The following is a 22,241-nucleotide window of genomic DNA, read 5'->3' on the forward strand; positions in this document are numbered from 1 at the left end:
AATCCATTTAAAATTTATAATAGTATAACAGCTTCTAAATTCGAATTATATCATTTTCAAAAGAAGAGTAGTTTTTTAATGGAAACTTGGAATTGATCATGATTTTTTGACCATTAAAGAAACAGTAAGCAGGACCGTGGAACTTAATGGTATGGTCTTCAATAATAATGCCACTTCCGTCTGGTAGAGCATATATTGGTATATTAATTTTTCGAGAATGCTGAACCAGGTCCTTATCATAGCGACTAGAATTTCTATAATGAGGAAAAAACTCAAATTTGACCAAGTTCATTGCTTTAAAATTACTAATATTAACGTCATTATCATCTCTATCGAACTCAGGAAATCCTGCTGTTGAAATATTTGGAGTCATAATAATGGCCCCTGCACTAAGGCCAGTCAGTATTCCACCATTTGCAACAAACTCTTTCAATAGCTTAAGCATTCCCTTTTTTCGTAAAGACTTTAAAAAATAATATGTATTTCCTCCATCAAGATGAATAATATCACTTTTAAATGCCTCTTTAAAAAGAATTTCATCATAGGGAATATCAACAGGAAAATGTAAAAATTGTGTTATACCATGCCTACTATATTGATCAACAAAGTTTCGAAAGTCATACTCTGACTCATACGACCAAGAAGGTATGAAAGTCATTCTTGGATTTTCTTTTTTACAGAGATCAAGGGTAATTTTATCAAGTTCAAAATTATCTTGCGAGCATCCGCCAGAATAAAAGACTAACTTCACAGCCCCTCTCTATAATCTCTAACTATTTTTAACATATTATTCATAAACTTCGATTGTACCTTATCTGGTTTAGGAGTGCCTATACATTTTTCTGGATCAAAGTTTTGATATTCACAAAACTTCTCTAAAAGAGAATAGAGCTGCTTAGGCTTTAGCTTCGGTCTATACTGTAATATTTTATCAACAATTGTTGCGACAGAGTCACCTGTAACACGATCATATTTATTAATAACACTAGACCTCATTGTTAACTCTAATAACAACTTTTCATATGTATAAGACTCTGTCTTGGATACAACCTGACATAGCTCGATATAGTAATTTTGAAAATCATTAATCATTTTCTTTCGATGAGAATTGAGCCTTAAGTCTCTTTCCGTAGCGTAAGAAGACTTAATGACCTCTAAAAATTCATCATAATTCAGCTTTTCTTTTCTAACTAGCAGCAACTGAGGCAGCTCTCTTAGAATATCTCGCATACAAAAAATTGCTGACCAATTGATACCATCAGCAACTTCATGAATCCCTACTTTAGATTTTGCTCTTTCAAAATAAACAAAACACTTTGAAAAACTTTCGACTAAATCAAGATGATTCTTTAGAAGATACTCTTTTTGCTCATCGGTAAAGCCTATTTTCAAAAGGAGGTTTTCGTACTTTGATTTTTGAAAAATTTGATCAAATTTTTCAAGTGATTTATCTTTTGAGAAGTCTTTAACCGATTTTCTCTCTTTAGTTTTTAAGTAGTCTACAATTTGAGCGAAACATTGAACTGTATACTTGGCCTTATTCTTTTGTTCTAGTATCGTTGTCGAATATCTTTCAACATCATCATAACGATACTCACTATGAAACAGACCAAACTGTCTAATAGATCCATAGTCAATAATTCCACCATTCATCAGGATATTATCACCATCCCAATCAAGCCAACAGAATATATACTCATCCTCTAACTTAGCGCTCATTTTAGCAAATATTTCAGTTTGTTTTTCTAGAAAATAATCATAGCGCTTCTTAGCACTCTTTGGAGCATCATTGAAATTTCCATTTCCTATTTCACGATCAATATAGAAATTCACGATACTTTTCAAATTTTCATAATCACCTTGCTTCAAATAATTAAACATATGAGAAGGTCGAAGAAGATTTTGTTGGGCCCTAATATTGATCGAAATACCTTTTTTAAACTCTATTATGCCTAGAACTCTTTCTGTCTCTAAATTATTCTTATTAAAAATCTCACTAAAAAAGAGTGTTCCCATTCCTTCATCGATTTCAGAATAACCACAACCGTAGGAGATAGTAGGGTCCCCAGTTTTCCAATATTTTCCATAAATATGAGTGGCAGGACTTAAGGCCGTTGCACCCGTCCCAGCACTAGAGATATCCCAAGTCTTACCTCTGTGCTTAACCTGTCCATTCCAAATACTTCTTCCATCGCCAGAAGTCTTTCCTTGTTTATTAGGATGCTGTAATTGTAAATATCTTGTCGCCATATATTCATGAGGGCGAACCTCATCTTCAGGGTATGAGATTTCATTTATTTCATCATACTCATTAATAATGACAAGGCTAAATGTATGTAAGATCTCTTCTTCAAGTTCGGGAGTCAATTCATTTGGATGACTCTTAGGTATTAGACCCATCTCTTTTGCAAGATCAAAGTTAAAGAAGGCCACCTTCCCACCCTTTCTTGTTCGTGCCTTATAGTTAAGAGTTGAATCAGGAACCTCTTTTTGCAAAGGATGCCTGCCATCTATAGACTTAAACTTTGAATAGCTGAATTCGACTTTTTCTTCTTTAGGTTGTTTTTTTAATCTTGTCATAATTAATAAGCTCCACACCACAATTATATCAAGCTTAGTGAAACGATCATCTTTATCGGTGTTTTTTTCCGTTTTATGCTCTATAATGACCAAGTACTCAAAAAACCAACTTTATTAATCAGAAATATAAGGTCCTGAAATGTCACAAAAAATGTGGGGCGACAAAGAAACCCAATTCTTTTACCAATTAGGCCCTGATCAAATACTAGATGCCATAGATAATCTAGGTCTAGAGACAACAGGTAGAACAATGGTCATGAATTCGATGGAAAATCGTGTTTATGAAATTGAGATTTATAGTAATTCGGATAATATTTCAGAACATTCTGTGATCGCTAAATTTTATAGACCTGGAAGATGGTCAAAAGAACAAATTTTAGATGAGCATAAGTTTCTTCAAGAGTTAGATGAAGAAGAGATTCCCGTCATTGCTCCAATGAGTTTTAATGGAGAGACTTTATTTCTCGATGAAAATTCAGGTCTTTACTACTGTGTTTTTCCTAAAAAAGGAGGAAGAGCACCTGATGAGATGAATATTGATGATCTTGAGATTCTTGGAAGAACTTTAGCACGACTTCACAATATTGGGGCCTCCAAGAAAGCCGAGCACAGACTCGAAATAACACCTCAAAACTACGGATTGAAAAACCTTGAGTATCTTCTGGATAAGAAAGTCATTCCACCTCATTTAGAGCAGAGCTATAAGTCACTGGTTGAAAAGATTTGCGCAATTAGTTCTCCACTTTTTAAGAAAGATAAATTTATTCGCCTTCATGGCGATTGTCATATTGGAAATATAATTAGAAGAGACGAAACAGCTCTTCATCTGATAGACTTCGATGACATGGTCATGGGGCCTGAAGTTCAAGATATATGGCTGGCCATTCCAGGAATTGACAATGAAGCCAGACAAGATAGAGAGATTCTACTTGAGGCCTATGAAACAATGAGACCATTCGCTAGAGAACAATTAAAACTTATAGAACCGTTAAGAACTCTTCGTTTCATTCACTTCAGTACTTGGATCTCCAAAAGATGGGAAGACCCAGCATTTAAGTTACATTTCCCACAGTTTGCTGAACATCATTACTGGGATATTCAAATTCAAGACCTAACAAACCAATTGAGAATCATTGAACAATCATTAGCTGAAACCCCATACTACTGATCTAGCTCTACGATATCCTTAAGCTCAACAGAGCTAGCAGATTCATCTAGTTCAATAACAGCTAAAGTGCCACTGATATGGACTTCATTAGAAAAATTTTGTTCTAAACCTAAGCTATTCATCAAAGTATCTAGTAGCTCTCTTTGATGATCTTCTTTAGAAGTCTCTCTCATTGAAATACAACCTGATGTTGTGACATGAGGGTAATGACTACTTAAAAAATTCTTATTTTTAAGTCCTGTTCCATGAATCCTAAGCAAGGATCTTCCTCGCGCTTGCGCAATAATCGCCTCTTTCCAAAAATGATGCTCAAGAAGTAATTCATCAAATTGCTCTTCGATAATCTCTCGATTAACAAACTCAAGCTTCAGTCTTCGATTATTGCCGAATAGTTTTTTTTCATTAGCTTCAGGCATAACAGAATCTACTTGGTAAATTCCACATGGAGTTTGACCATTAGAAACATAAAAAGGCTTATTCGCCCTTCCTTTACATAGTGCGGGAAGATTCCAATTTTTCTTTATACTGCCATCTGAGTTTAGCAGCACCATCTGACCAATATACTTTCTATCCCTCCTAAGGAAGAGAACGAGCTTAACCCCCTCTCTTTGCGCCATGAATTGTTTTAATGAACGCCAATGATTCCTTGAAAAATTAGAAAAGTTTGTGCTAAGTCCAGCAAAGTTCCAAACTTTAGAGAGATCTCGATCTATAGTAGCATCTAGAGTTATGTGAAATGCTTCTGAAAAGGCATGTTTATAGAAATAGATTAAATAAAGTTCACTAGCAGTAAAGGTCCCCTCTCTAAAAAAAGAGATTATTTTAACCTCACTTTCATTTCGATCCTTAATAGAATAGTTGTAAAGATTAGACAGTATATAAAAATGTAAAATATCCAGAGGAGAAGAAATAGAAGGCTCTATTTCTTTGAGATGGTACTTCATCTTTGAAGACTCCAAAATAGAGTTCCTCCAGTGTCCATTCCATATTTTATCTAATTCTTTATTTCTCATTTCTATAACCTTTGCTAAGCTTATTATTAACTAGGATGAGAAATGTTTAAAGTTTTAAAAGCAAATATTGGTGAACATTTACATAAAATTGTCGATTTTCAAGTTGCGATGGCAATGGAAACAGAGAATTTAGAGTTAGATAAAGAAACTGTTACAAGAGGAGTTACGGCAGTCTTCGAAGACTCTACGAAGGGAATATATTACGTGGCCCTTAATTCTAACCAAGAAATTATTGGCTCTCTTCTTACTGTAAATGAATGGAGTGATTGGCGCTGCAAAACCGTCAAATGGATACACTCAGTTTACATAATCAAAGAAATGCGCTCTCAAAAAGTCTTTAGAACAATGTATGAATACTTAAAGGATATTGTCGTAAAGGACGAAGACCTTGCAGGTCTTAGACTATATGTAGATAAATCCAACACGAAGGCCCAGAGTGTATATCATAAGATTGGTATGTCTAATGAACACTATGAGCTTTTCGAGTGGTTAAAGTAATTATTTCTTAACGTATACTTTCTTAATCATAATTGTTTCAGCAGGGAGGTCTGTGTGTGCTCCCTTAGGAGACTTTGCAGCTTTTTTGATTACATTAACAACACTCATTCCCTTAGTAACCTTACCAAAAACAGCATAACCAAACTCTCTTGGATCTGAGCTTCTGTGATCTAGAAAAGTATTATTATTAACATTGATAAAAAACTGACTAGTAGCTGAATTGACCGAAGAAGTTCTGGCCATTGCAATAGTGCCAGTAGAGTTACTAATTCTATTAGTTGCTTCATTCTTGATGGCAGGCATCGTCTTCTTTTCAACTAATTTTGAATCATATCCACCACCTTGAATCATAAAGTTATCAATAACTCTATGAAAAATAGTTCCTTCATAGAACTTGCTATCTACGTAGCTTAAAAAGTTCTTTGAAGAGATTGGCGCACTATCTTCGAATAGCTCAATTTCGATATTCCCTTTAGTCGTTTCCATTACTACAGTAGTACGTTTCTTAGCAGCAAATGTAGTAAGCGTTGTCATTGCAAGAATTAAGGCAATTAATACTTTCATCTTTATCCTTTAGTTAAATGGGTGATTATTTAAAAAGTTATTATATTTATCTTTATCCATTGGATCCTTACCTGCGATAGCAAGTTCCAAATACTTAGTTGAGTCATTCCCCCAAAAAAGTTCATCTTTATAGAAGAACGTTGGTACACCAAAAACTCCTCTATCGATAGCACCATTAACATTCGTTTTAAGAATCCTTCTAATATCTTTAGAAGTTGTCATTTCTAGCAGATCGGTACTAAAGCCTGCCTCTTCCAAAATAGACTTCAACTCAAACTCATCACTAATATCTTTTCCACTCCCCCAGCTTGCACTAAAAAGAGAGTCAATCATTTTAAATCTGTCACCTGGTTCATTAACTGCAAGAACAAGTCTTAGAGCATATAACGAATTGAATGGAAGAGACTTTGGGGCAACAAAGTCAATCTTGTTAACAGCACTATATCTCAAGCAATCTCGAAAGAGATAATTTCTCTTCGTTTCAATTTCGGCAGGGCCTTTCGTTTCATGTGAATGAATAATTTTTGCCATGGTCACAGGCACGAAGTTTAGCTCAATAGATAGACCATCAAGTAAGACCTTATTCTTCTTTAACCACTGAAATGCTAAGTAAGAATATGGAGATAAAAAGTCAAAATAAAAGTCCATGCTGTAACCTAGATGATATTCATTTAGTTCTTTATATAGTAGAGTAAAAAAGACTATGGTTAAGTTTATACATGTTCAATTTATTCGACTACTCATTTCAATCATTTTCTGTGTAGAAATTAATGATGCGTATGGATATGTTTCCAATCTCAGCGAAAAAGTCAGCGACAGAAGAATTGATTTAACTCAACATGTCGAGAAGATTCAAACTGACTCAAATGTATTATTTACAGAAGTTTATAATTCGGCAAAGAAGTTTCAAGTAAATAACAAAGCTGAGCTAAAGCAAGAATACACCAAATCTGCTCTTTGGGTGAAATTCACACTCTATAACGATACTGATAAAGAACTTAAAAGATACTTGTATCTAGACAGCACATTATCAGGAAAACTCGAACTATTTGTAATAAATGATAATGGGACGCTAGTTCATCAAGAACAAAACGGTAATTCAGTAAGCTATGCATTTAGAAAAGTAAAATCTTTAGTTCCTGCTTTTTATTTATCAATCCTCCCTAATGAAAAATTAACATATTACATAAAAAGAACCTCTAAACATAGATTAGATACTAAAATTTTCCTAGCAGATGAGGAAACCTTTAAAAAGGAAGATGATAGTAAGAAGCTATTTCTTTACTTCTACTTTGGAGCGGTTTTAGCAATCGCTTTATACAACTTGCTCATATGGTTTTTTACTAAAGATATTATTTATCTTCTATATTTCTTTCTTTGCGTAGGTATCTCATCATTAGTTCTTAATCTGAATGGAGCTCTAGATTACTTTTTCATGCCCAAGAACTTCAACTTTTCAAAATATGTTCTTCTATCATCAGCATTGGCAATATTGTTTACTTCAATTTTCTCTCTCAATTTTTTAAAAATTAAACACAATCTCCCCACGGCACTACGCTATTATAAATTCGCATTTATTTTCATACTCCTGCATATTTCAATTGTCTTCACACCTTTTTTTACAAAGTATTCTAATATTCTTGGAATAACAATTGACTTAACTTTAGCCTTAACACTTCTTCTTATCTTAGTTACAACCCTTCTATGTCTAAAGAAAAAAGTTATCATGGCCAAGTTCTATCTAGGCTCATTTATTTTTATATTTATAGGTGCTGGAATTTGGTTTTCTATGAACCTAGGACTTCTACCTGTAAATATATTTACAAAAAACTCTCTACTAATAGGCAACCTTTTAGAGGTCATCATAATTGCCCTAGGTCTAGCTTATAAAATTGCTTATATTGATAAAATTAACGACAAAGTTAAGCAAGAGTCAGTTCTACATCAAAAATTTCTAAGACTGTCTCGAGTTTTATCTCATGACATATCAAACTCCCTCTTTGTTATAACTGGGTTTAGTCGAAAAATTAAAAGAGATCCGAATCTTGTTAACAAGATCGAAACTTGGGAAAAAATAGATAGGGCTTCACAAAATATAAGTAATATTTTACACAACGTTAGAGCTGAGTTAATTGAGAATGAGAAAAGTCCAATAAATTTATCAGATGTAAATGTATATAAAACCATTGAAGACTCTAGATTTATATTTCAAGATAAGTTGAGCGAAAAGTCTATCTCCTTAGAAAATAATATAGATCCTGCATTCGAGGTTTATAGTGAGCCTACTATATTATTAAATCACATTATAAATAACCTAATGTCTAACTCCATCAAATTCTCTTACGAAAATTCTAAAATTTTATTTTCTTCTTACGAGACAAACTCAACAAAATCAATAGTAGTCTCAGATAGCGGTATTGGGATATCTAAAGAAAATATTAACAACTTTTTAAGATATAAATCTATTAATACAACACCTGGAACAAGTGGCGAAGAAGGAACGGGAAATGGATTAAGATTAATATCCAACTACATGGGACGCTTTGGAGGACATATTGAAATCGAATCTCAAGAAAAACATGAGAAAACTAACTCTTCCGGAACAAAAATAACTCTAACCTTTCCAAGCTTGAGTTAATTGCTCAATTCAAAAATTCTAAAAATAACTAGCATATTTACGATAAGACTTTAAAATATATTGAACCTTAAAAAGTGAATAGGAATCCCATGGCGTACACTCCTTTACGAATCAGAACTGTAAAACCAAGTCGAGAACTAACTTTCGATTTATTTATATTTTTCAAAGATCAATATATTATTTATGCAAATAGAGGCAGCGAAATCGAAGAAGAGAAATATGGAAAATTAAAAAAGCAAAAGATTGCAAAGTTCTATATTGATGAATCTGATGAGATGAACTATCAAAAGTTTTTGGATGCCTTATTAAATGAAACAATGAACTCTGAAACAGCTACGACCGAAGAGAAAGTAAACCTAGTAGAGGGAGTTTGTGGGACAGCTGTTGAGCGTATGCAAAAAGACCCTGAAAGTGAGACTTCTTACAAAATGACTGAGAACGCGGCAAGAAGTCTTAGACAGTGTATTAGTGATAACCCAGAAGCCCTTAAAGAGATTTTTGGCAAAAAGGTTGAAGAGGAAGACCTCTTAATTAAACATTCATTAAACGTAAGTGCACTTTCAATGAAGCTTGGTCAAAAAATGAACCTTAGTGAAGAAGAACTTGATGAAATTGCTGTTGCTGGACTACTTCATGATATCGGTCTCATGCAAATGGACCAAGAGGCCAGGGACTTATTCAAAAAGAATAGAAAGGATCTAAAGCCTGATGAAAGACTTCTCTATGGAGCCCATGTAAAAGACTGCATGGCCGTACTCGCTGAAAAGCCATATGTGAATAAGAAGACCATGAATCTGATTTTAAACCATGAGGAAGTGAAGTCTGGAGATGGACCGAATAAGAAAACACAACTTTCTCAAAGTGAATACATTCTCTCACTTGTTAATATTTATGACAAAATGTGTATCACTACAGAGATGACACCTAAAGAAGTAATAAAAGAAATTCTTATAGAAGAACTTGGAAATTTCGAGCTTGATTTATTAAATAAATTTAAAGGTGTTCTAACTGAGGAAGGTCTTCTTGACCTCTAAGTTTCTAATCATCTTAACGGTACTATTTTTTTCTTGTTCTAAGAAAGTCTATACATTAGACGAATGTGAAGAACTATCTATGAAAAAATTCAAGGGTTATCAAAGAGAGTCACATCTATTTGACAATAATTGCCAAGCTATGGATATTCACTATACTCAGCAAAGATGCCAGAAGTCTTTAAAAGCGCTAATTTTAGGTACAACTATGGCCCAATTAAAGGCAACTCAAGGGCCTTTAATTGAACAATGTTTTACTGAAAATGATATCAAGAACTTTTCAAAATAATTAAACAATCACTCTAAAACTATCGAGGCGAAGCTCAGCAATAGAAAGAATTTTCTGAAGTTCTTCTCGTTGCATTCTTACCCATTCAATCTCTTCATCACGTATTGAAGGATTAACTTTCTTTAAGTAAGTCAGTCTCTCTTCTTGTTCATTCAACTGATTAAGCATATTTTCTTCAAATCGTGCTTTTATAGTCAGCGACTTACTCTTAGCAAGCTCCCCTGCTTTGGAAATAACCTTTAGAACACCGTCCTTAGGGAACTTCGTAACTCTCAGGATATTTTCTCGTGAAGCCGTTTCAATTTTGCTATCAAGCATTTCTTTTGGCCACTTTTCGCTAAAGTCTTCTCCTTTAGTATCAAGTAGGACTCTAATTATTGTTGGAGGAAAGAATTTAGATGACTCTAACTCTTGATTATGAACTGTTTCTAAAACATAGAAGCACTCAAAGAATCCTTTCGAACCTTTTGAAATCTTTCTTTGTGCTACACTTACCGAACCTAAACCTTCACTAAGAATAAGATCACTAATACCTTGAACTAGTGGATGATCCCAATTTAAAAAGCCAAATTCCTCTCTTTCAAGAGCAATTTGCCTATTAAAAGTAAACGTCTGTCCATCTTTATTAAGGCCTGGAAAGTGAGGAAGAAGCATATTATCCGTTGGACGAACAAAGAGAACATCTTCACCAAGGTCTTCAGAATCAACTCCAAGGTGATGAAAAACAATGTCAAGAAACTCTCTTAGTTCTTTAGAGTTATCAATAGCTCTTATTTCTTTTCTTAAACTAAGAGCAACATCTTCTTTATAAGAGTTTTTCTCTATAAGGATATCTCTTCCATCTTCAAGTTCTTTCATTACAATCTCATACTCTTTCTTAGTATCTGAGATTAATTCTTCTATTGTTTCACTACTAAGGGCTTCAACTCTTTCTCTAAACTTGCGATACAACGTACCTCCACACTTAGCAGAAAGAGAAAAGGCGCTAAAGCCTTCGTTATACCATCTAAAAAGATGGTGCTCTGGTGAGTCCTTAACAAGTGGAACATGTATTTGGATATCTCTTTTTTGACCGATTCGATCAAGTCGACCAATTCGTTGCTCTAGATAATCTGGATTAGAAGGGAGATCGAAGAGTACTAAGTGAGAGGCAAATTCGAAATTTCTCCCCTCCGAACCAATCTCTGTACATAACAAGATTTGAGCCCCCTCAGCATCTGCAAAGAAAGCGGCCTGTCTATCTCTTGCCATTAAAGATAAGTCAGAGTGAAATACAGCTGTAGAAATATTAACAGCATTCTCTCTTATAAACGTCTCTAGTGCGAGAACCTTTGCCTTTGACTTACAAATAAGTAAGGCCTTATTACCATTTAATCTCTGAAGCTCTTCTAATAGCCAAAATGCTTTTGATCTGAAAACGTTAACGTCGTAATTATCAGTCTTGGCATCTAATTCAATAATATCTTCTTTTAGAATTCTTTTAGGAAAAAAGTCGAAGACTTCCTTCATTTTTTCTCTTGTGTTACGAATATAAATCCGACCTGTTCCATGTCTATCAAGAAGCTGCGAAATGATTGTATCTTTATCTAAGCTTGCATCAATATCTATATCACCTAACATTTCCTTATCATCAATATCAAGAGCAACACCAGACTCAAGCTTTTTTACAATTCCAGCAAAGTGCTCAAAACTTTCATGCTCTTTAATAAATTTTTCATAAGAGAAAAACCTATCCGCATCTAAGAGCTTTAAGCGACTAAAGTGTCCTTGTAACCCTAACTGCTCAGGAGTTGCTGTTAAAAGAAGTAGGCCAGGTGTTCTAGCTGCAACCTTCTCGACAACTTGATATTCAATTGAAGCTTCTTGTTCACTCCATTTTAAGTGATGGGCTTCATCAACAACTAAAACATCAAACTCAGCTTGATCAAGTAGTTCTCGAGCTGTTTGCGCTCCTTTCAGTAATCCCGTAGATACAATCATAATTTCATTGTCTATGAAAGGATTAGTACCTTCTTCTAAAGTAGTTTCTTGATTAATCACGGTAAAAGATAGAGCAAACTTTCTATGAAGCTCAATAAACCACTGATAAACAAGTGAATCAGGAACCATAATTAGAATTCTATTGGCCCTCTTAGACGTTAAAAGCTGATGAATAATCATCCCAGCTTCAATCGTTTTACCAAGCCCAACCTCATCGGCCAGAAGAACACGAGGAATGGGCCTATTATAAACTTCTTTGGCCACATATAGCTGATGAGGAATCAAGCTAACTCTTGGACCTAGAAGTCCTTTAACATTTAAGCAACTATAATCATTTCTATGAATTAAAGTGTCGTATCTTAACTGAAAGTGATCTAGCGGAGATACTAGTCCATTAAAAAGCTTATCTTGTGGCTTATTAAACGTCATCAAATCAGAAATATCTAATTCTGAAATAATCTGCTCTCCACAAAGGTAGAATGCCAAACCATTTTCTTGCTGAACTTTATCAACAGTCAGTTTTTGTCCATTTTCTACTAATATTTCATCGCCTTCACAAAATAAAACTCTCTTCAGAGGACAAGTTTTTATTCCGTAGTTTCTCTCTACCGCACTTGCACTGAATAAAACGGAGACTGTTTTATCTGTTAGGTCATTGATGACACCAAGACCTAGTTCTGGTTCAGCTTCACTGATCCAGCGTTGGCCTAAATTAAAATCTTTCATTTGTTATCTCCAGGTACTTAAAGACCCAGACCATAGAATATTATTCCAATACCTGCAACAATCATTGCCAGAAGAATGTAAAGATTCTTCTTTCCTTGCTTGAGTTCTGACTCAGTCGGTGGATGATTTACTGGACTAACTTTACGTTTTTTGCGAACTTTATTCTTCCCCATAATTCCTCTATATTTATTTAGGATTTAAACATTTCTTTAAAGAAAGTAATAACTCCAGGGCGAGTATTAATTTTCTTCATTTCGCTAGTTAGCTCTTTGATCTCTTGGTCTAGATGAAGCTCTTTTTGATCCACTTCCTCATCCCATTTACGAGATTCTTCTAACTCAACAAAGCCCTGCCGTAGTTTTTGAACCAAATCATTGTTGGACTCAACCTTTTCTCTAGCCTTTTTTACTGCTTCTCTGGCGCTTATTGTTCGAGTCTGTGCTCCAAGTCGATCAAATCCTTCCCAAGGTCTTAGGACCCTATTTTCATTAACTTCTTTGATAGCATCAGATTGATTCTTATTTTTAGAGCGAACATCATTAAGTCTTAACGCCATGAACTCTCCTGTGGGTTAGCCTGATTTCGACTGTACTGCCAAGATGCAGCTTCGGGAGTTCTTCTACTAATCGACTCTTCAATTCTTCTATGAACTTCACTAAGAACTTCAATAATTTCATTTGATGCCGGCTTACCTGGGCAATGCTCTATAAAGCTCTTATTCAAGGCCGTAGCTTCTTCACCTGAAACACCTTCTCTAATTGCTCCGTCAATGCAGCCATCAACATTTTCTCTATACCAACTTAAAATATCTTGGCTTAATTTTCTGTTTAAACTGTATCTTGTTGGAACAAAAATTGATTCGAAATCAAGTCTCATTTCTTGTTTAAATTCCTCTAAAAATTTAGAGAATACTTTAAAGTTTCTAAAGTTATTTATTTTGCACTCTAATGGAGAAATAAGAGCATCACATGCAACTAAAGCATTGGTTGTTAGCTTATTCCAATTTGGTGAGCAGTCCATTATAACTAAGTCGAAGTGTTGCTTTAGTGGATCAATAACTTTCTCTTTAAGCCAAAACTCTCGACGATTTATATTACTTAAGGAGTCATTGAGTGCAACAAGCTCTGGTGTCTCAGGAATAAGGAAAAGATTTTCCAAATCCGTTGGCACGATGGCCTCGTTTAAACGAATACTGTTATTAAATATATCTGAAAGCCCCTTAGTTCTATTGAGCTTTTCAAGAATATAATTGAGATCTGCAGAGTCTTCAAGACCATCGTCAAAGCCTAAAGCTGTTGTTACGTCACCTTGAATATCAAGCCCAACAACACAAGTTTTTAAACCATGAAGTGCAGCTGTTCGCGCTAAGTTTAAAGCTAAAGTGCTTTTTAACACGCCACCTTTAGTCGTAAATACACAAAGACTAGTGGGAGAATTAAATGTTTTAAAAAAGCCTAGTTTTTCGCCGATCTTAGAAATATCGTTAGAGCTGAACCCCTTACGATAAAGGGCCCCTGATCTAAACTTTACCTGAGCGCCTATCTCACCAGACTGTTCTAATCTAGTAATATCTTCCTTGAGGTGTTGACCACCAAACATGGCAGCAACTTTTTTGAGAGAATAGTATGTCTCGTTCACTCTTATCTTCCTGTTTTGAGTTATATAAAATTATAGAAAACAAAGAAGTGGAGTGTCAAAGTTTGGTTATGATTTATGCAATAATTTTAAGCCGATACCCTTAAATTGCCTCTTCCAACAACCTGTGTCATCAAGAAGACCAGCTCATTTAACTTAAATGGTTTTTCGAGAAGCAAAATATTACGATGCTTACTAAGTAGATAATGAATTCTCTCATCAGCATACCCAGTAGTTAAAATAATTGGTATATTGGGCAGAATCTCCATCATATGCAAAGCAAGCTCAACACCATCCATTCGAGGTAATTGATAATCTATTATAACGCAGGAGTATAAACTTGATTCATCATAGAACTTTCTAAGTGCTTGTAGTGGATCTGTTAAACAATCAACTGAGTGTCCAAGCTTCACCAAGCTTTCTTTCATTAACTCTAAAAGATCCAATTCATCATCAATGAGTAAAATTCTCTTTTGCATTTAAACTCCTTAGCTAATGCGTAATAGAATTTTAACAGTTACGAAGTAAAAAATAGAGTGCAGGACAATATCTCTATATAATAGATAATAGCTCATAATTATTCTCCCCTATTACTTCCAGTGTTGGTAGACTTAGAAACTATAAGTAAAGGAAAACTAAATATGGAAACTTCAACATTAGTAGGAATCGGAATTTGTAGTGTCATTTCATTTGTTATTATAAAACTACTGCTGGCCTTAAAAAAGGATACACGATTTCTTAAATATGACTTTCCTAGTGGCTGGGAAAATAAAATAGAGCAAAGATATGCCCTATACTCTCATTTAGACCAAAAACAAAAGTCACTTTTTAAAAGAAAAGTTCAAATGCTTATCGCTAAGAGAAAGATACAAGGACTAGAGGGACTTACAATTAACATAGACATTCGTCTAGCTTTGGCCTGTGAGATATCCTTTGTCTCAATGACCAAAAAATCACTCTATCCCTACAAGAAAATTTCTCCAATAGCTCTATTGCCTTTTGATAAATACGAAGAATTTAAAAATAGAGGCTCGCATACTCTCTTTTGGGATTCAAAAGACAATACGCTTTACTTAGAAAACGAATCTAATCAGCTTCTCAAATCATCTTATTACTTATGGCTAAAAGTTGATTCAAGATTTTCGAAGTTGTCTCACGAGCGACTCTTAGAGATTTCGAACTCACTAAGCTCTTCTAAGGTCCCTGATGAACAAGACCTCTTTCCTATTCTCGAAAATCTCAATGCATGATATATTGATAAAATGAAATCTATAACGGCAAAGAATGGACAAAATTTTGTTTTAAGACCTATCCAAAAAGAAGATAAATCAAGGCTAGTCCAAGGTTTATCTAATATGTCTGCACAATCAATTCACCATAGATTTCTCGGGTTTAAAAAAGAATTTACCGACAAAGAACTTAAATACTTAACAGAACTAGATGGCAAAAAGAATTTTGCACTAGCCGTTGGCACTCTAAATGAGAGTAATGAATTAATTGGTGTGGGTGTTGGAAGGTATCACGCTCTTTCTAATGATCCAAACAGGGCGGAAGTGGCCATCACAATTATTGATAAGTTTCAAGGGCTAGGTCTTGGGACCATATTAATGAAAGAGTTGATATTTCATGCCAAGAAGAATGATATTCAAGTATTTGAAGGGATTTTAGAAAATGCAAACGATGCGATGAAGTCACTCGTAAAAAAGCTTGATGGATTTAAGCTCTCACGCAGCGAAGATGATACTTTGAAAATGGTTGGTGATCTTACAATTTACTAAACAGAGATAAAGTTTAACCCATTCTTATCTATAACTAAGTTTAATAATCCAAAAGGCAAGGCTATACTAAAAGTTACAGGAATAATTATTCCCATAGTTACTCCCATATATAATGCCATCCATAGCATTTTTATAAACTGAAGAACTGACTTCATATGACTCCATTCATATATGTTAATATTATATTTTGATTGGTCTCAAGAGATTTGTCATTAATCACTTTCTAAAATATTATAACATCTATGCTGAAAAAAATTATTAAACAAATAGCCGTTATTGGAGCTGGACACCTTGGTCACCAGTTAGCAAACTTTCTTGTTAGCAAAGGTTATAGTGTGATTGCCTCCAATCGAACAAAAAATAAAGAAGATAAAAACTATAAAGGTATTTTATTCTCTTTAGAGAATATTGAAAAATCAGATGAGTTTTTTTTTGATATAGATTTATTTATAATAAATATTCCTCCTTCCCAAACAACTACAAATCAACTCTTCGAGTTTCGAAATAAATTTCCTAACAGGAGATTTATTTATATCAGCTCCACGTCTGTCTTCGAAAACAATCAAGGTATTGTGAATGAAGAAACTATACCAATACAAAAATCAGCAAGATCCAAGAATGTCTACGAACAAGAATCTATCTTTAGAAAAGATTGTATAATACGTTGTAGTGGTCTAATTTCTTCGACGAGACACCCTATCCACTCTCTAATCAAAAAAGTAAATAATTCTGGAAATCACCCGCTAAATCTTATTCACATTGATGATGTTGTAGAAATTATTTTTAAAACTATAAGTAATCAGATTTTTTCAACACTAATACACGCGACTCATTTGAATAATTACACTAAGCAAGAGTACTACTCTCAACTTGCTAAGAAGAGTGAGCTTGGAGAAATTTGTTTTAACTTAGATAGTTCAGAGGGAAAGAAGGTTGAATCCTTAACACTTAAGAAATGGAATTATCAGTTTAAGAATGATCTATTTTAATTTAATCATTTTCTGCCCTTCAGTATACTTATCTGTTTGCACAGAAGTTTCCTGAGAGACTTTATCAATTTTCTTAACAATTTCAGCTATTCTATTTAGAGCATGGTCTACTTTTTCCAGACCTTCAAACTCTTTTTTCATCATGCACTTTCTAAGCATGCCCATTGCAATTGTTAACGGGTTATTGATTTCATGATTATAAGTAACAATCATGGCATTAGCTGTTTCTAGCTCTTTTTTAATAATACTCTCTTTATTAAGAAGCCCCATAGATAAGTGGGTTCTAATTCTTGCCTCTGCAATATCCATATTAACAGGTTTCTGGATATAATCATTTGCCCCTTTTTTCATAGCATCTACCACGTCAGAGACTTCTCCTTTTGCAGTAACCATAATTATAGGCAAATCCATTGTAGAGTATTCTTTTCTAAGGTGAGTTAAAACTTCTAGGCCCGACAAGTCAGGCATCATGATATCTAATAGAACTAGGTCAGCATCTTTAGCTGATTCAATATAATCAATACAATCTTTACCACAATAAACAGTTTCTACTTCAAACCCTCTATTGAGTAGTCTTTTAGAAAGCATCTTTGCATTAATTTGATCATCATCAACGATGAGAATTTTCATCTATTACCTCTAGTTTCAGATTCAAGAATCTTAACTACTCTTCGGGTAAATATGTGAAGAAAATGAGTTATAACTTAATAAATATAAAGAAATTAAGAAAAATCGTTGAACTTACTGCAATTTAAATAGAGAGCTTAAGAAAAGCTCCCTAAAAAGAAAATCTATTTACTTAAGAACTCGACTCCACCAAGATAAGGTCTAAGTTTTTCAGGAACTCTTACACTTCCATCTTCTTGCTGGTGGCACTCTAAAAATGGTACCAGAGTTCTAGGTGTAGCAATTGCAGTATTATTTAGGGTGTGCACAAATTGAACCTTACCATCTCCATCTCTGTATCTAGTATGAGTTCTTCTAGATTGCCAGTCATGTAGCTGAGAACAACTGTGAGTTTCACGGTATTTTTCCTCACTAGGAACCCAACATTCAATATCAAACATTCGGACCTTTCCAGTTCCCATATCCCCAGTACAACACTCAACTATTCGATATGGAAGTTCGAAGTCTTGAACAATCTCTTCAGAGGTCTCTAAAAGCATCTTATGCCACTTATCTGACTCTTCAGCAGAGTTTTTACAAATTACATACTGCTCAACTTTCATAAACTGATGAACTCTTATTAAACCTCTAACATCTCTACCGTAGCTTCCCGCCTCTCTTCTAAAGCACGGCGAATAACCTGCATAGAGAATAGGAAGATCACTCTCTTGTAAGATATCTTTTGCATGTAATGAATTAAGCTGAACTTCCGCAGTTCCTGATAAATATAAATCATCTTCCGGGAGATAATAAACTTGATCTTTACCTGTAGGAAAATGACCTGTTCCAACGAGTGCTTCCTCTCTTGCAAGTGAAGGTGTCGAAACAAGTGTGAAGCCTTTAGACTTTAGTTTTTCAAGAGCATACCTATGCATGGCCATCTCAAGAAGTACCATATCATTTCGAAGAGAGTAACTTCTTGAACCACTTACGGATGCAATCTTCTCAAACTCGGCCCAACCATTCTTCTCTAGGATCTCAACGTGATCCAAAGGTTTAAAGTCAAACTTAGGAAGTGTTCCATGTAACTTCACTTCAACATTATCAGTATCATCTTTTCCAACTGGCGCTTTATCAGATGGAATCATTGGGGCCTGAAGTAAAAGTAACTTTAATTGTGCCTCTTTCTCGGAAAGACCAGGCTTTAAAGCATCAAGCTCTGTTCCAATTGCTCTTCCCTCTTCAATAAGAGCAGGTCTTTCTTCCTTACTTGCTTTTGGTATTTTCTTAGAGTGAGCGTTTCTTTTTTCTTGAAGTTCTTGAACTTGAACTTTTAGCTCAGAAATATCTTTATCCAGTTTTAACAAATCATCGAAACTGAAGTTAATGTTCTTTACTTTCGCAGCAGTTTTTACCGCTTCTAGATTTTCTTTAATAAACTTAACATCAAGCATGGACACACCTCTAATGAAACAAAATAAGGTATTAAACTTATTATAAATACTGTGATTTATCAAAGTTTCCGTGACTACGCGCTAGGCCAAAAAACTAAACAAAAATTTACTTGCATAAAGTCTTCCCCATGCAATAATACCCAAATGAGTAAAATACTAATCGTCGATGACGAAGAAATGTTAGCAGATTGCCTAAAAGATGAATTTGAATTTCTAGGTCACGAGGTTACTGTCTTTAATGACCCTGAAGTAGTTTGCAAGCAACCTTCAATTCCAAGTTTCGATGTCATTATTTTAGATATTAAAATGCCAAGAATGAATGGTATTGAACTATACGAGATAATTAAGCCCAAAAGTAAGGCCAAATTTGTTTTCCTATCCGCCATCTCCGACATGATGAGTCAAGAATCTGCTCTAAAAAAAGCTGATCTTATACTTGAAAAACCTTTCTCGTTAGAAGATATTAAAAAGATTGTCGATCTAGCAAAATAGGAAAAATAATGTCTAAATGTAAATATTGTGGAAAAGAAATATCATGGCTAAAAGAAGGTAGAAAGTTTTCTCCTATTGAAGGTGATGGAACTGTCCACAAATGTGATCAAATGATAAGCTCTCTCAGAAGTATAAAAAAAATGGAAAGAACTTCTCTATCCCCTGAAGAAATTAAAAAATACGAAGAAGCAATCAACAAGAAGAAATAACTACATTTCTCTTGTTAATGTTTTTGCCACGCTACGAGCCGCCTTTGGCCCAGTCCCAGTAACAAATGGGAAATCTGTAACATAGAACCATGGATTAATGAACGCCATAAACTTAGAAGATACGCCCAGGTTGGCACCATTTTCTATCAATGCTAATTCATTACTATAAGGTATCGGTAAGTAATTTTTTGAAACCAACCGTAACGTGACAAGTATTCGATCTAAAATCTCTGAAAAAGATACTATTTTTTTAGACTGGATAATTGATCGACCATTTGATTTCACAAAAGCAAAAGTCGACGTTGCATGACATACACCACTTAACAACTTACCTTGCTCATAAAGCTCTAAGATTTTTTGATGGAGCATCTCATTCTTATTGATATCGAATAAACAACCATGTCCACCAGGAAGATAAATGGCCTGGTAAGATGTTGTCTCTAATTCTATCAGTGGGCGAGCGCCAGAGAGTTTCCCTAACAATATTTGACCAAGAGCTGTTTCAGGACCAATTGATCTAGAAATACCTAACCCTACACATGAGAATGGACCGGTATAAGTAAGGCTTACAGGATCGGGCCTTGCCTCTATTCCAGTCGGTGTAAAAAAATCAACAGCAACTCCACTTTCTCTAAATACACAGTAGGCTTGATATAATTCTTCCCAATGGTATCCAACACTACTTACAACAATTGCTACTTTATTCATAAATACTCCAAGCCTATCTAATATTATTCTTAATATAAGAGTTGGTAAATAACTGATTTCAGATAAACTGAAACATCTTTACTCTCTACGCCCAGTATTCATGGTATGATATACTAGTAAAGAACCTGGAGGCGCCTATTAATCGAGTCTTTCACGGCATCTTAATTCTAATTATAAGTTATAACTCTTTTTCTAAAGAGCTTGGTCAAACGAGCCAATTCGATACCCTAGAGTTTCAATGCATTCAAAAAATCTTGGAACATAATTACACTAAGGCCAACTACCCCAACCTTCTTACTAATACAAAGCACCCTCTCTACTATAGCTTCTTAAAAGAAATAGACAAATTCTGCTTCTGTCAAAGCTCACACCAAAGAAAAGATCAACTGGAAAAGAAACAAGATTTTTTCAATTGGAGTTTTAAAGATAAGAAGATTGCTTTTGAAAAAGAAGACCAGTGTATGGCAGAAAACTTCTCTTCACATGCAATACATACATTCTACGTAATCTCTATTGATACGAGGATTAAACATCATCTCTCACTTAGGCTAAAACACAGATTGCCAAGCTCATCTCATTTCATTGCTTCAGAAGAATCAATCCAAGAGAAACTATCCTGCCTAGAAGAGAAGATAATAAAACGATGCTCAAAAGTAAAAAGTCTAAGGACAACGTATAAGTGTATAGAAAATATTACTAATCTTCATAAGAGCTTCAAAGAAATTGAAGCCCAATGTCCAGAGTTCCAGCAAGAGTTCAATATCGCAGAATCGAAAAGGTTAATCTAGCTTACCTTCTAGCAATCTGGAGAATCTTTTAGTCGTTTCGATACGACTAAAAACGATTTTGAGAACCGCAGTAATCGGAACAGCTAAGAACATTCCCGGAATCCCCCAAACGAGACCCCAAAAAAGTAAAAATAATAGAATAGCTATTGGATGAAGTCCTAAATTCTCGCCCATTAGTTTTGGTTCGATAACATTACCAATAATAAATTGAATTAAAAATGAAGCAAGAAGGATAATCGCCATTTTTAGACCAAAGCCAAATTGCAAAATGAGAACAGGCACAGGTAATAAAGTTGCGATAATCGACCCGACACTTGGAATAAAATTAAGCAAAAATGTTAAAACAGCAAACATAAAAGCGAGTTCAACACTAAAGCCGAAGAATAATATTGCGATAAGGAGAGCTGTTATAAAAGAAACTGTAAACTTAGTCGCAACATACTTTGAGACTTTATACTGAACCTGCTGGAGTGTAACGTTTTGAATTTCACTCGTCGCTCCCCCTCCAATAAGAAAGAGAACCATAATCATAATTAATATAGCGTTTGAAATGAAGGATACTAGCTGCCCCGTAAGTTTCTTAAAAATTGAAAATATTGGCAATTCACGAAAGCTCTCTCTAATTCGTTCACCATTAAGTTCGATTCCATAATCGTTTAACAAGCTCACCGACCCTTCAACCGTTTGAGTAAATCGCTCTTGATACTCATCAATACCGTTTATAAAAGTATTTAAACTCTTCACAACTAGTAGACTTACAAAAAAGGAACCTACAAGGAAAATCGCCATTGTTAATATCACTGAGATTGAGCGAGGTATTTTTAATTTTTTCTGAAACCAATCAATAACTGGTCCGGAAACCGAAAAAATAAATAATGAAATAACAAATGGAATTAGTACTGTTTTTGTATAAATTAGTGCAACCGTAATCGCAATAAAAGTCAAAATCACAATACAGGTATTATTAATTCTTTCGTACGTGTCTTTCATAAAATCTCCTCTGAGCTAAGAGTCTAACCATATATTGTTTTAAATTCAATTTTATTTTAAACATTATCAATAACTTAGATAATCAAGATAAAGGTTTTATACCCT

The 22,241-nt window shown here is 34.4% G+C and carries 26 protein-coding genes; 11 read left to right on the plus strand and 15 right to left on the minus strand.

Features of this window, described 5'->3' with window-relative positions:
* Positions 1-34: 34 nt before the first annotated feature.
* Both DPQ89_RS01055 and DPQ89_RS01060 read right to left on the minus strand, forming a co-directional pair.
* On the minus strand, positions 35-751 hold the full coding sequence (locus DPQ89_RS01055; RefSeq protein ID WP_127714274.1) for a Type 1 glutamine amidotransferase-like domain-containing protein: 717 nt from the start codon (positions 749-751) through the stop codon (positions 35-37).
* A complete protein-coding gene (locus tag DPQ89_RS01060; protein ID WP_127714276.1) occupies positions 748-2,580 on the minus strand; it encodes a hypothetical protein in 1,833 nt (610 codons plus the stop codon). The genes DPQ89_RS01055 and DPQ89_RS01060 overlap by 4 nt, the downstream gene beginning before the upstream one ends.
* Positions 2,581-2,719: 139 nt before the next feature.
* Between DPQ89_RS01060 and DPQ89_RS01065 the strand changes: the two genes are divergently transcribed.
* Complete coding sequence (locus tag DPQ89_RS01065) at positions 2,720-3,748, plus strand: serine/threonine protein kinase (RefSeq protein ID WP_127714278.1); 1,029 nt, start codon at positions 2,720-2,722, stop codon at positions 3,746-3,748.
* On the opposite strand, the gene DPQ89_RS01070 is transcribed toward DPQ89_RS01065, so the two are convergent.
* Positions 3,742-4,761, minus strand: coding sequence for a hypothetical protein (locus tag DPQ89_RS01070; protein ID WP_127714280.1), 1,020 nt, complete (start codon positions 4,759-4,761; stop codon positions 3,742-3,744). The genes DPQ89_RS01065 and DPQ89_RS01070 overlap by 7 nt on opposite strands.
* Before the next feature lie 42 nt (positions 4,762-4,803).
* On the opposite strand from DPQ89_RS01070, the gene DPQ89_RS01075 reads away from it, so the two are divergent.
* Positions 4,804-5,259: a GNAT family N-acetyltransferase gene (locus DPQ89_RS01075; protein ID WP_127714282.1), complete on the plus strand. Its 456-nt coding sequence runs from the start codon at positions 4,804-4,806 to the stop codon at positions 5,257-5,259.
* Here the strand turns inward: DPQ89_RS01075 and DPQ89_RS01080 are convergent, their stop codons facing one another.
* Both DPQ89_RS01080 and DPQ89_RS01085 read right to left on the minus strand, forming a co-directional pair.
* Positions 5,260-5,823, minus strand: a complete 564-nt coding sequence (locus DPQ89_RS01080; RefSeq protein ID WP_206611124.1) for a peptidylprolyl isomerase — start codon at positions 5,821-5,823, stop codon at positions 5,260-5,262.
* Between the two features lie 9 nt (positions 5,824-5,832).
* The gene (locus tag DPQ89_RS01085) at positions 5,833-6,471 is read right to left on the minus strand and encodes a 2-hydroxychromene-2-carboxylate isomerase (protein WP_127714284.1); all 639 of its coding nucleotides are present in this window, start codon (positions 6,469-6,471) and stop codon (positions 5,833-5,835) included.
* Positions 6,472-6,526: 55 nt separating this feature from the next.
* On the opposite strand from DPQ89_RS01085, the gene DPQ89_RS01090 reads away from it, so the two are divergent.
* The 3 genes from DPQ89_RS01090 to DPQ89_RS01100 all read left to right on the plus strand — a co-directional run bounded on the left by DPQ89_RS01090 (position 6,527) and on the right by DPQ89_RS01100 (position 9,781).
* Positions 6,527-8,461 carry a sensor histidine kinase gene (locus DPQ89_RS01090; protein WP_127714286.1) on the plus strand — a complete coding sequence of 645 codons (1,935 nt, stop codon included), beginning with the start codon at positions 6,527-6,529 and terminating at the stop codon, positions 8,459-8,461.
* An 89-nt stretch (positions 8,462-8,550) separates the two neighbouring features.
* Positions 8,551-9,495 (plus strand): HD-GYP domain-containing protein, encoded by a 945-nt coding sequence (locus tag DPQ89_RS01095; protein ID WP_127714288.1) that lies wholly within the window; start codon positions 8,551-8,553, stop codon positions 9,493-9,495.
* A gap of 79 nt (positions 9,496-9,574) precedes the next feature.
* Complete coding sequence (locus tag DPQ89_RS01100; protein WP_127714290.1) at positions 9,575-9,781, plus strand: hypothetical protein; 207 nt, start codon at positions 9,575-9,577, stop codon at positions 9,779-9,781.
* Here DPQ89_RS01100 and rapA read toward each other — a convergent pair whose 3' ends face one another.
* From rapA to DPQ89_RS01120, 5 genes are all read right to left on the minus strand, one after another.
* On the minus strand, positions 9,782-12,487 hold the full coding sequence (gene rapA / locus DPQ89_RS01105; RefSeq protein ID WP_127714292.1) for an RNA polymerase-associated protein RapA: 2,706 nt from the start codon (positions 12,485-12,487) through the stop codon (positions 9,782-9,784).
* Positions 12,488-12,504: 17 nt separating this feature from the next.
* Entirely contained in the window at positions 12,505-12,660 is a 156-nt protein-coding gene (locus DPQ89_RS18400; RefSeq protein ID WP_164848208.1) for a hypothetical protein, read from the minus strand.
* Between the two features lie 17 nt (positions 12,661-12,677).
* On the minus strand, positions 12,678-13,043 hold the full coding sequence (locus tag DPQ89_RS01110; protein ID WP_127714294.1) for a hypothetical protein: 366 nt from the start codon (positions 13,041-13,043) through the stop codon (positions 12,678-12,680).
* Positions 13,034-14,125 (minus strand): ParA family protein, encoded by a 1,092-nt coding sequence (locus DPQ89_RS01115; protein ID WP_127714296.1) that lies wholly within the window; start codon positions 14,123-14,125, stop codon positions 13,034-13,036. Before DPQ89_RS01115 ends, DPQ89_RS01110 begins: the two co-directional genes overlap by 10 nt.
* A gap of 86 nt (positions 14,126-14,211) precedes the next feature.
* Positions 14,212-14,601 carry a response regulator gene (locus DPQ89_RS01120; RefSeq protein WP_127714298.1) on the minus strand — a complete coding sequence of 130 codons (390 nt, stop codon included), beginning with the start codon at positions 14,599-14,601 and terminating at the stop codon, positions 14,212-14,214.
* Between the two features lie 162 nt (positions 14,602-14,763).
* On the opposite strand from DPQ89_RS01120, the gene DPQ89_RS01125 reads away from it, so the two are divergent.
* A complete protein-coding gene (locus DPQ89_RS01125) occupies positions 14,764-15,372 on the plus strand; it encodes a zinc-dependent peptidase (RefSeq protein WP_127714300.1) in 609 nt (202 codons plus the stop codon).
* A gap of 12 nt (positions 15,373-15,384) precedes the next feature.
* Positions 15,385-15,900, plus strand: a complete 516-nt coding sequence (locus tag DPQ89_RS01130) for a GNAT family N-acetyltransferase (RefSeq protein WP_127714302.1) — start codon at positions 15,385-15,387, stop codon at positions 15,898-15,900.
* On the opposite strand, the gene DPQ89_RS18405 is transcribed toward DPQ89_RS01130, so the two are convergent.
* Positions 15,897-16,055 (minus strand): hypothetical protein, encoded by a 159-nt coding sequence (locus DPQ89_RS18405; protein WP_164848209.1) that lies wholly within the window; start codon positions 16,053-16,055, stop codon positions 15,897-15,899. The two genes, DPQ89_RS01130 and DPQ89_RS18405, sit on opposite strands and share 4 nt — an antisense overlap.
* An 87-nt stretch (positions 16,056-16,142) precedes the next feature.
* On the opposite strand from DPQ89_RS18405, the gene DPQ89_RS01135 reads away from it, so the two are divergent.
* Entirely contained in the window at positions 16,143-16,889 is a 747-nt protein-coding gene (locus DPQ89_RS01135; RefSeq protein WP_127714304.1) for an NAD(P)-binding domain-containing protein, read from the plus strand.
* On the opposite strand, the gene DPQ89_RS01140 is transcribed toward DPQ89_RS01135, so the two are convergent.
* A complete protein-coding gene (locus DPQ89_RS01140) occupies positions 16,881-17,519 on the minus strand; it encodes a response regulator (protein ID WP_127714306.1) in 639 nt (212 codons plus the stop codon). The genes DPQ89_RS01135 and DPQ89_RS01140 overlap by 9 nt on opposite strands.
* A gap of 161 nt (positions 17,520-17,680) precedes the next feature.
* Positions 17,681-18,949 carry a serine--tRNA ligase gene (gene serS, locus DPQ89_RS01145; protein ID WP_127714308.1) on the minus strand — a complete coding sequence of 423 codons (1,269 nt, stop codon included), beginning with the start codon at positions 18,947-18,949 and terminating at the stop codon, positions 17,681-17,683.
* A 144-nt stretch (positions 18,950-19,093) separates the two neighbouring features.
* Between serS and DPQ89_RS01150 the strand changes: the two genes are divergently transcribed.
* Together DPQ89_RS01150 and DPQ89_RS01155 are read left to right on the plus strand one after the other, a co-directional pair.
* Positions 19,094-19,441 carry a response regulator gene (locus DPQ89_RS01150; RefSeq protein ID WP_127714310.1) on the plus strand — a complete coding sequence of 116 codons (348 nt, stop codon included), beginning with the start codon at positions 19,094-19,096 and terminating at the stop codon, positions 19,439-19,441.
* An 8-nt stretch (positions 19,442-19,449) separates the two neighbouring features.
* A complete protein-coding gene (locus DPQ89_RS01155) occupies positions 19,450-19,650 on the plus strand; it encodes a hypothetical protein (protein ID WP_127714312.1) in 201 nt (66 codons plus the stop codon).
* On the opposite strand, the gene DPQ89_RS01160 is transcribed toward DPQ89_RS01155, so the two are convergent.
* Positions 19,651-20,358: a hypothetical protein gene (locus DPQ89_RS01160; RefSeq protein ID WP_127714314.1), complete on the minus strand. Its 708-nt coding sequence runs from the start codon at positions 20,356-20,358 to the stop codon at positions 19,651-19,653.
* Positions 20,359-20,612: 254 nt separating this feature from the next.
* Here DPQ89_RS01160 and DPQ89_RS01165 point away from each other — a divergent pair, with 254 nt between their 5' ends.
* Entirely contained in the window at positions 20,613-21,146 is a 534-nt protein-coding gene (locus DPQ89_RS01165) for a hypothetical protein (RefSeq protein ID WP_127714316.1), read from the plus strand.
* Here the strand turns inward: DPQ89_RS01165 and DPQ89_RS01170 are convergent.
* Positions 21,138-22,136: an AI-2E family transporter gene (locus tag DPQ89_RS01170; protein ID WP_127714318.1), complete on the minus strand. Its 999-nt coding sequence runs from the start codon at positions 22,134-22,136 to the stop codon at positions 21,138-21,140. The genes DPQ89_RS01165 and DPQ89_RS01170 overlap by 9 nt on opposite strands.
* Between the last annotated feature and the right edge of the window lie 105 nt (positions 22,137-22,241).

The sequence above is a fragment of the Halobacteriovorax sp. HLS genome (genome assembly GCF_004006665.1).
GTDB lineage: Bacteria > Bdellovibrionota > Bacteriovoracia > Bacteriovoracales > Bacteriovoracaceae > Halobacteriovorax.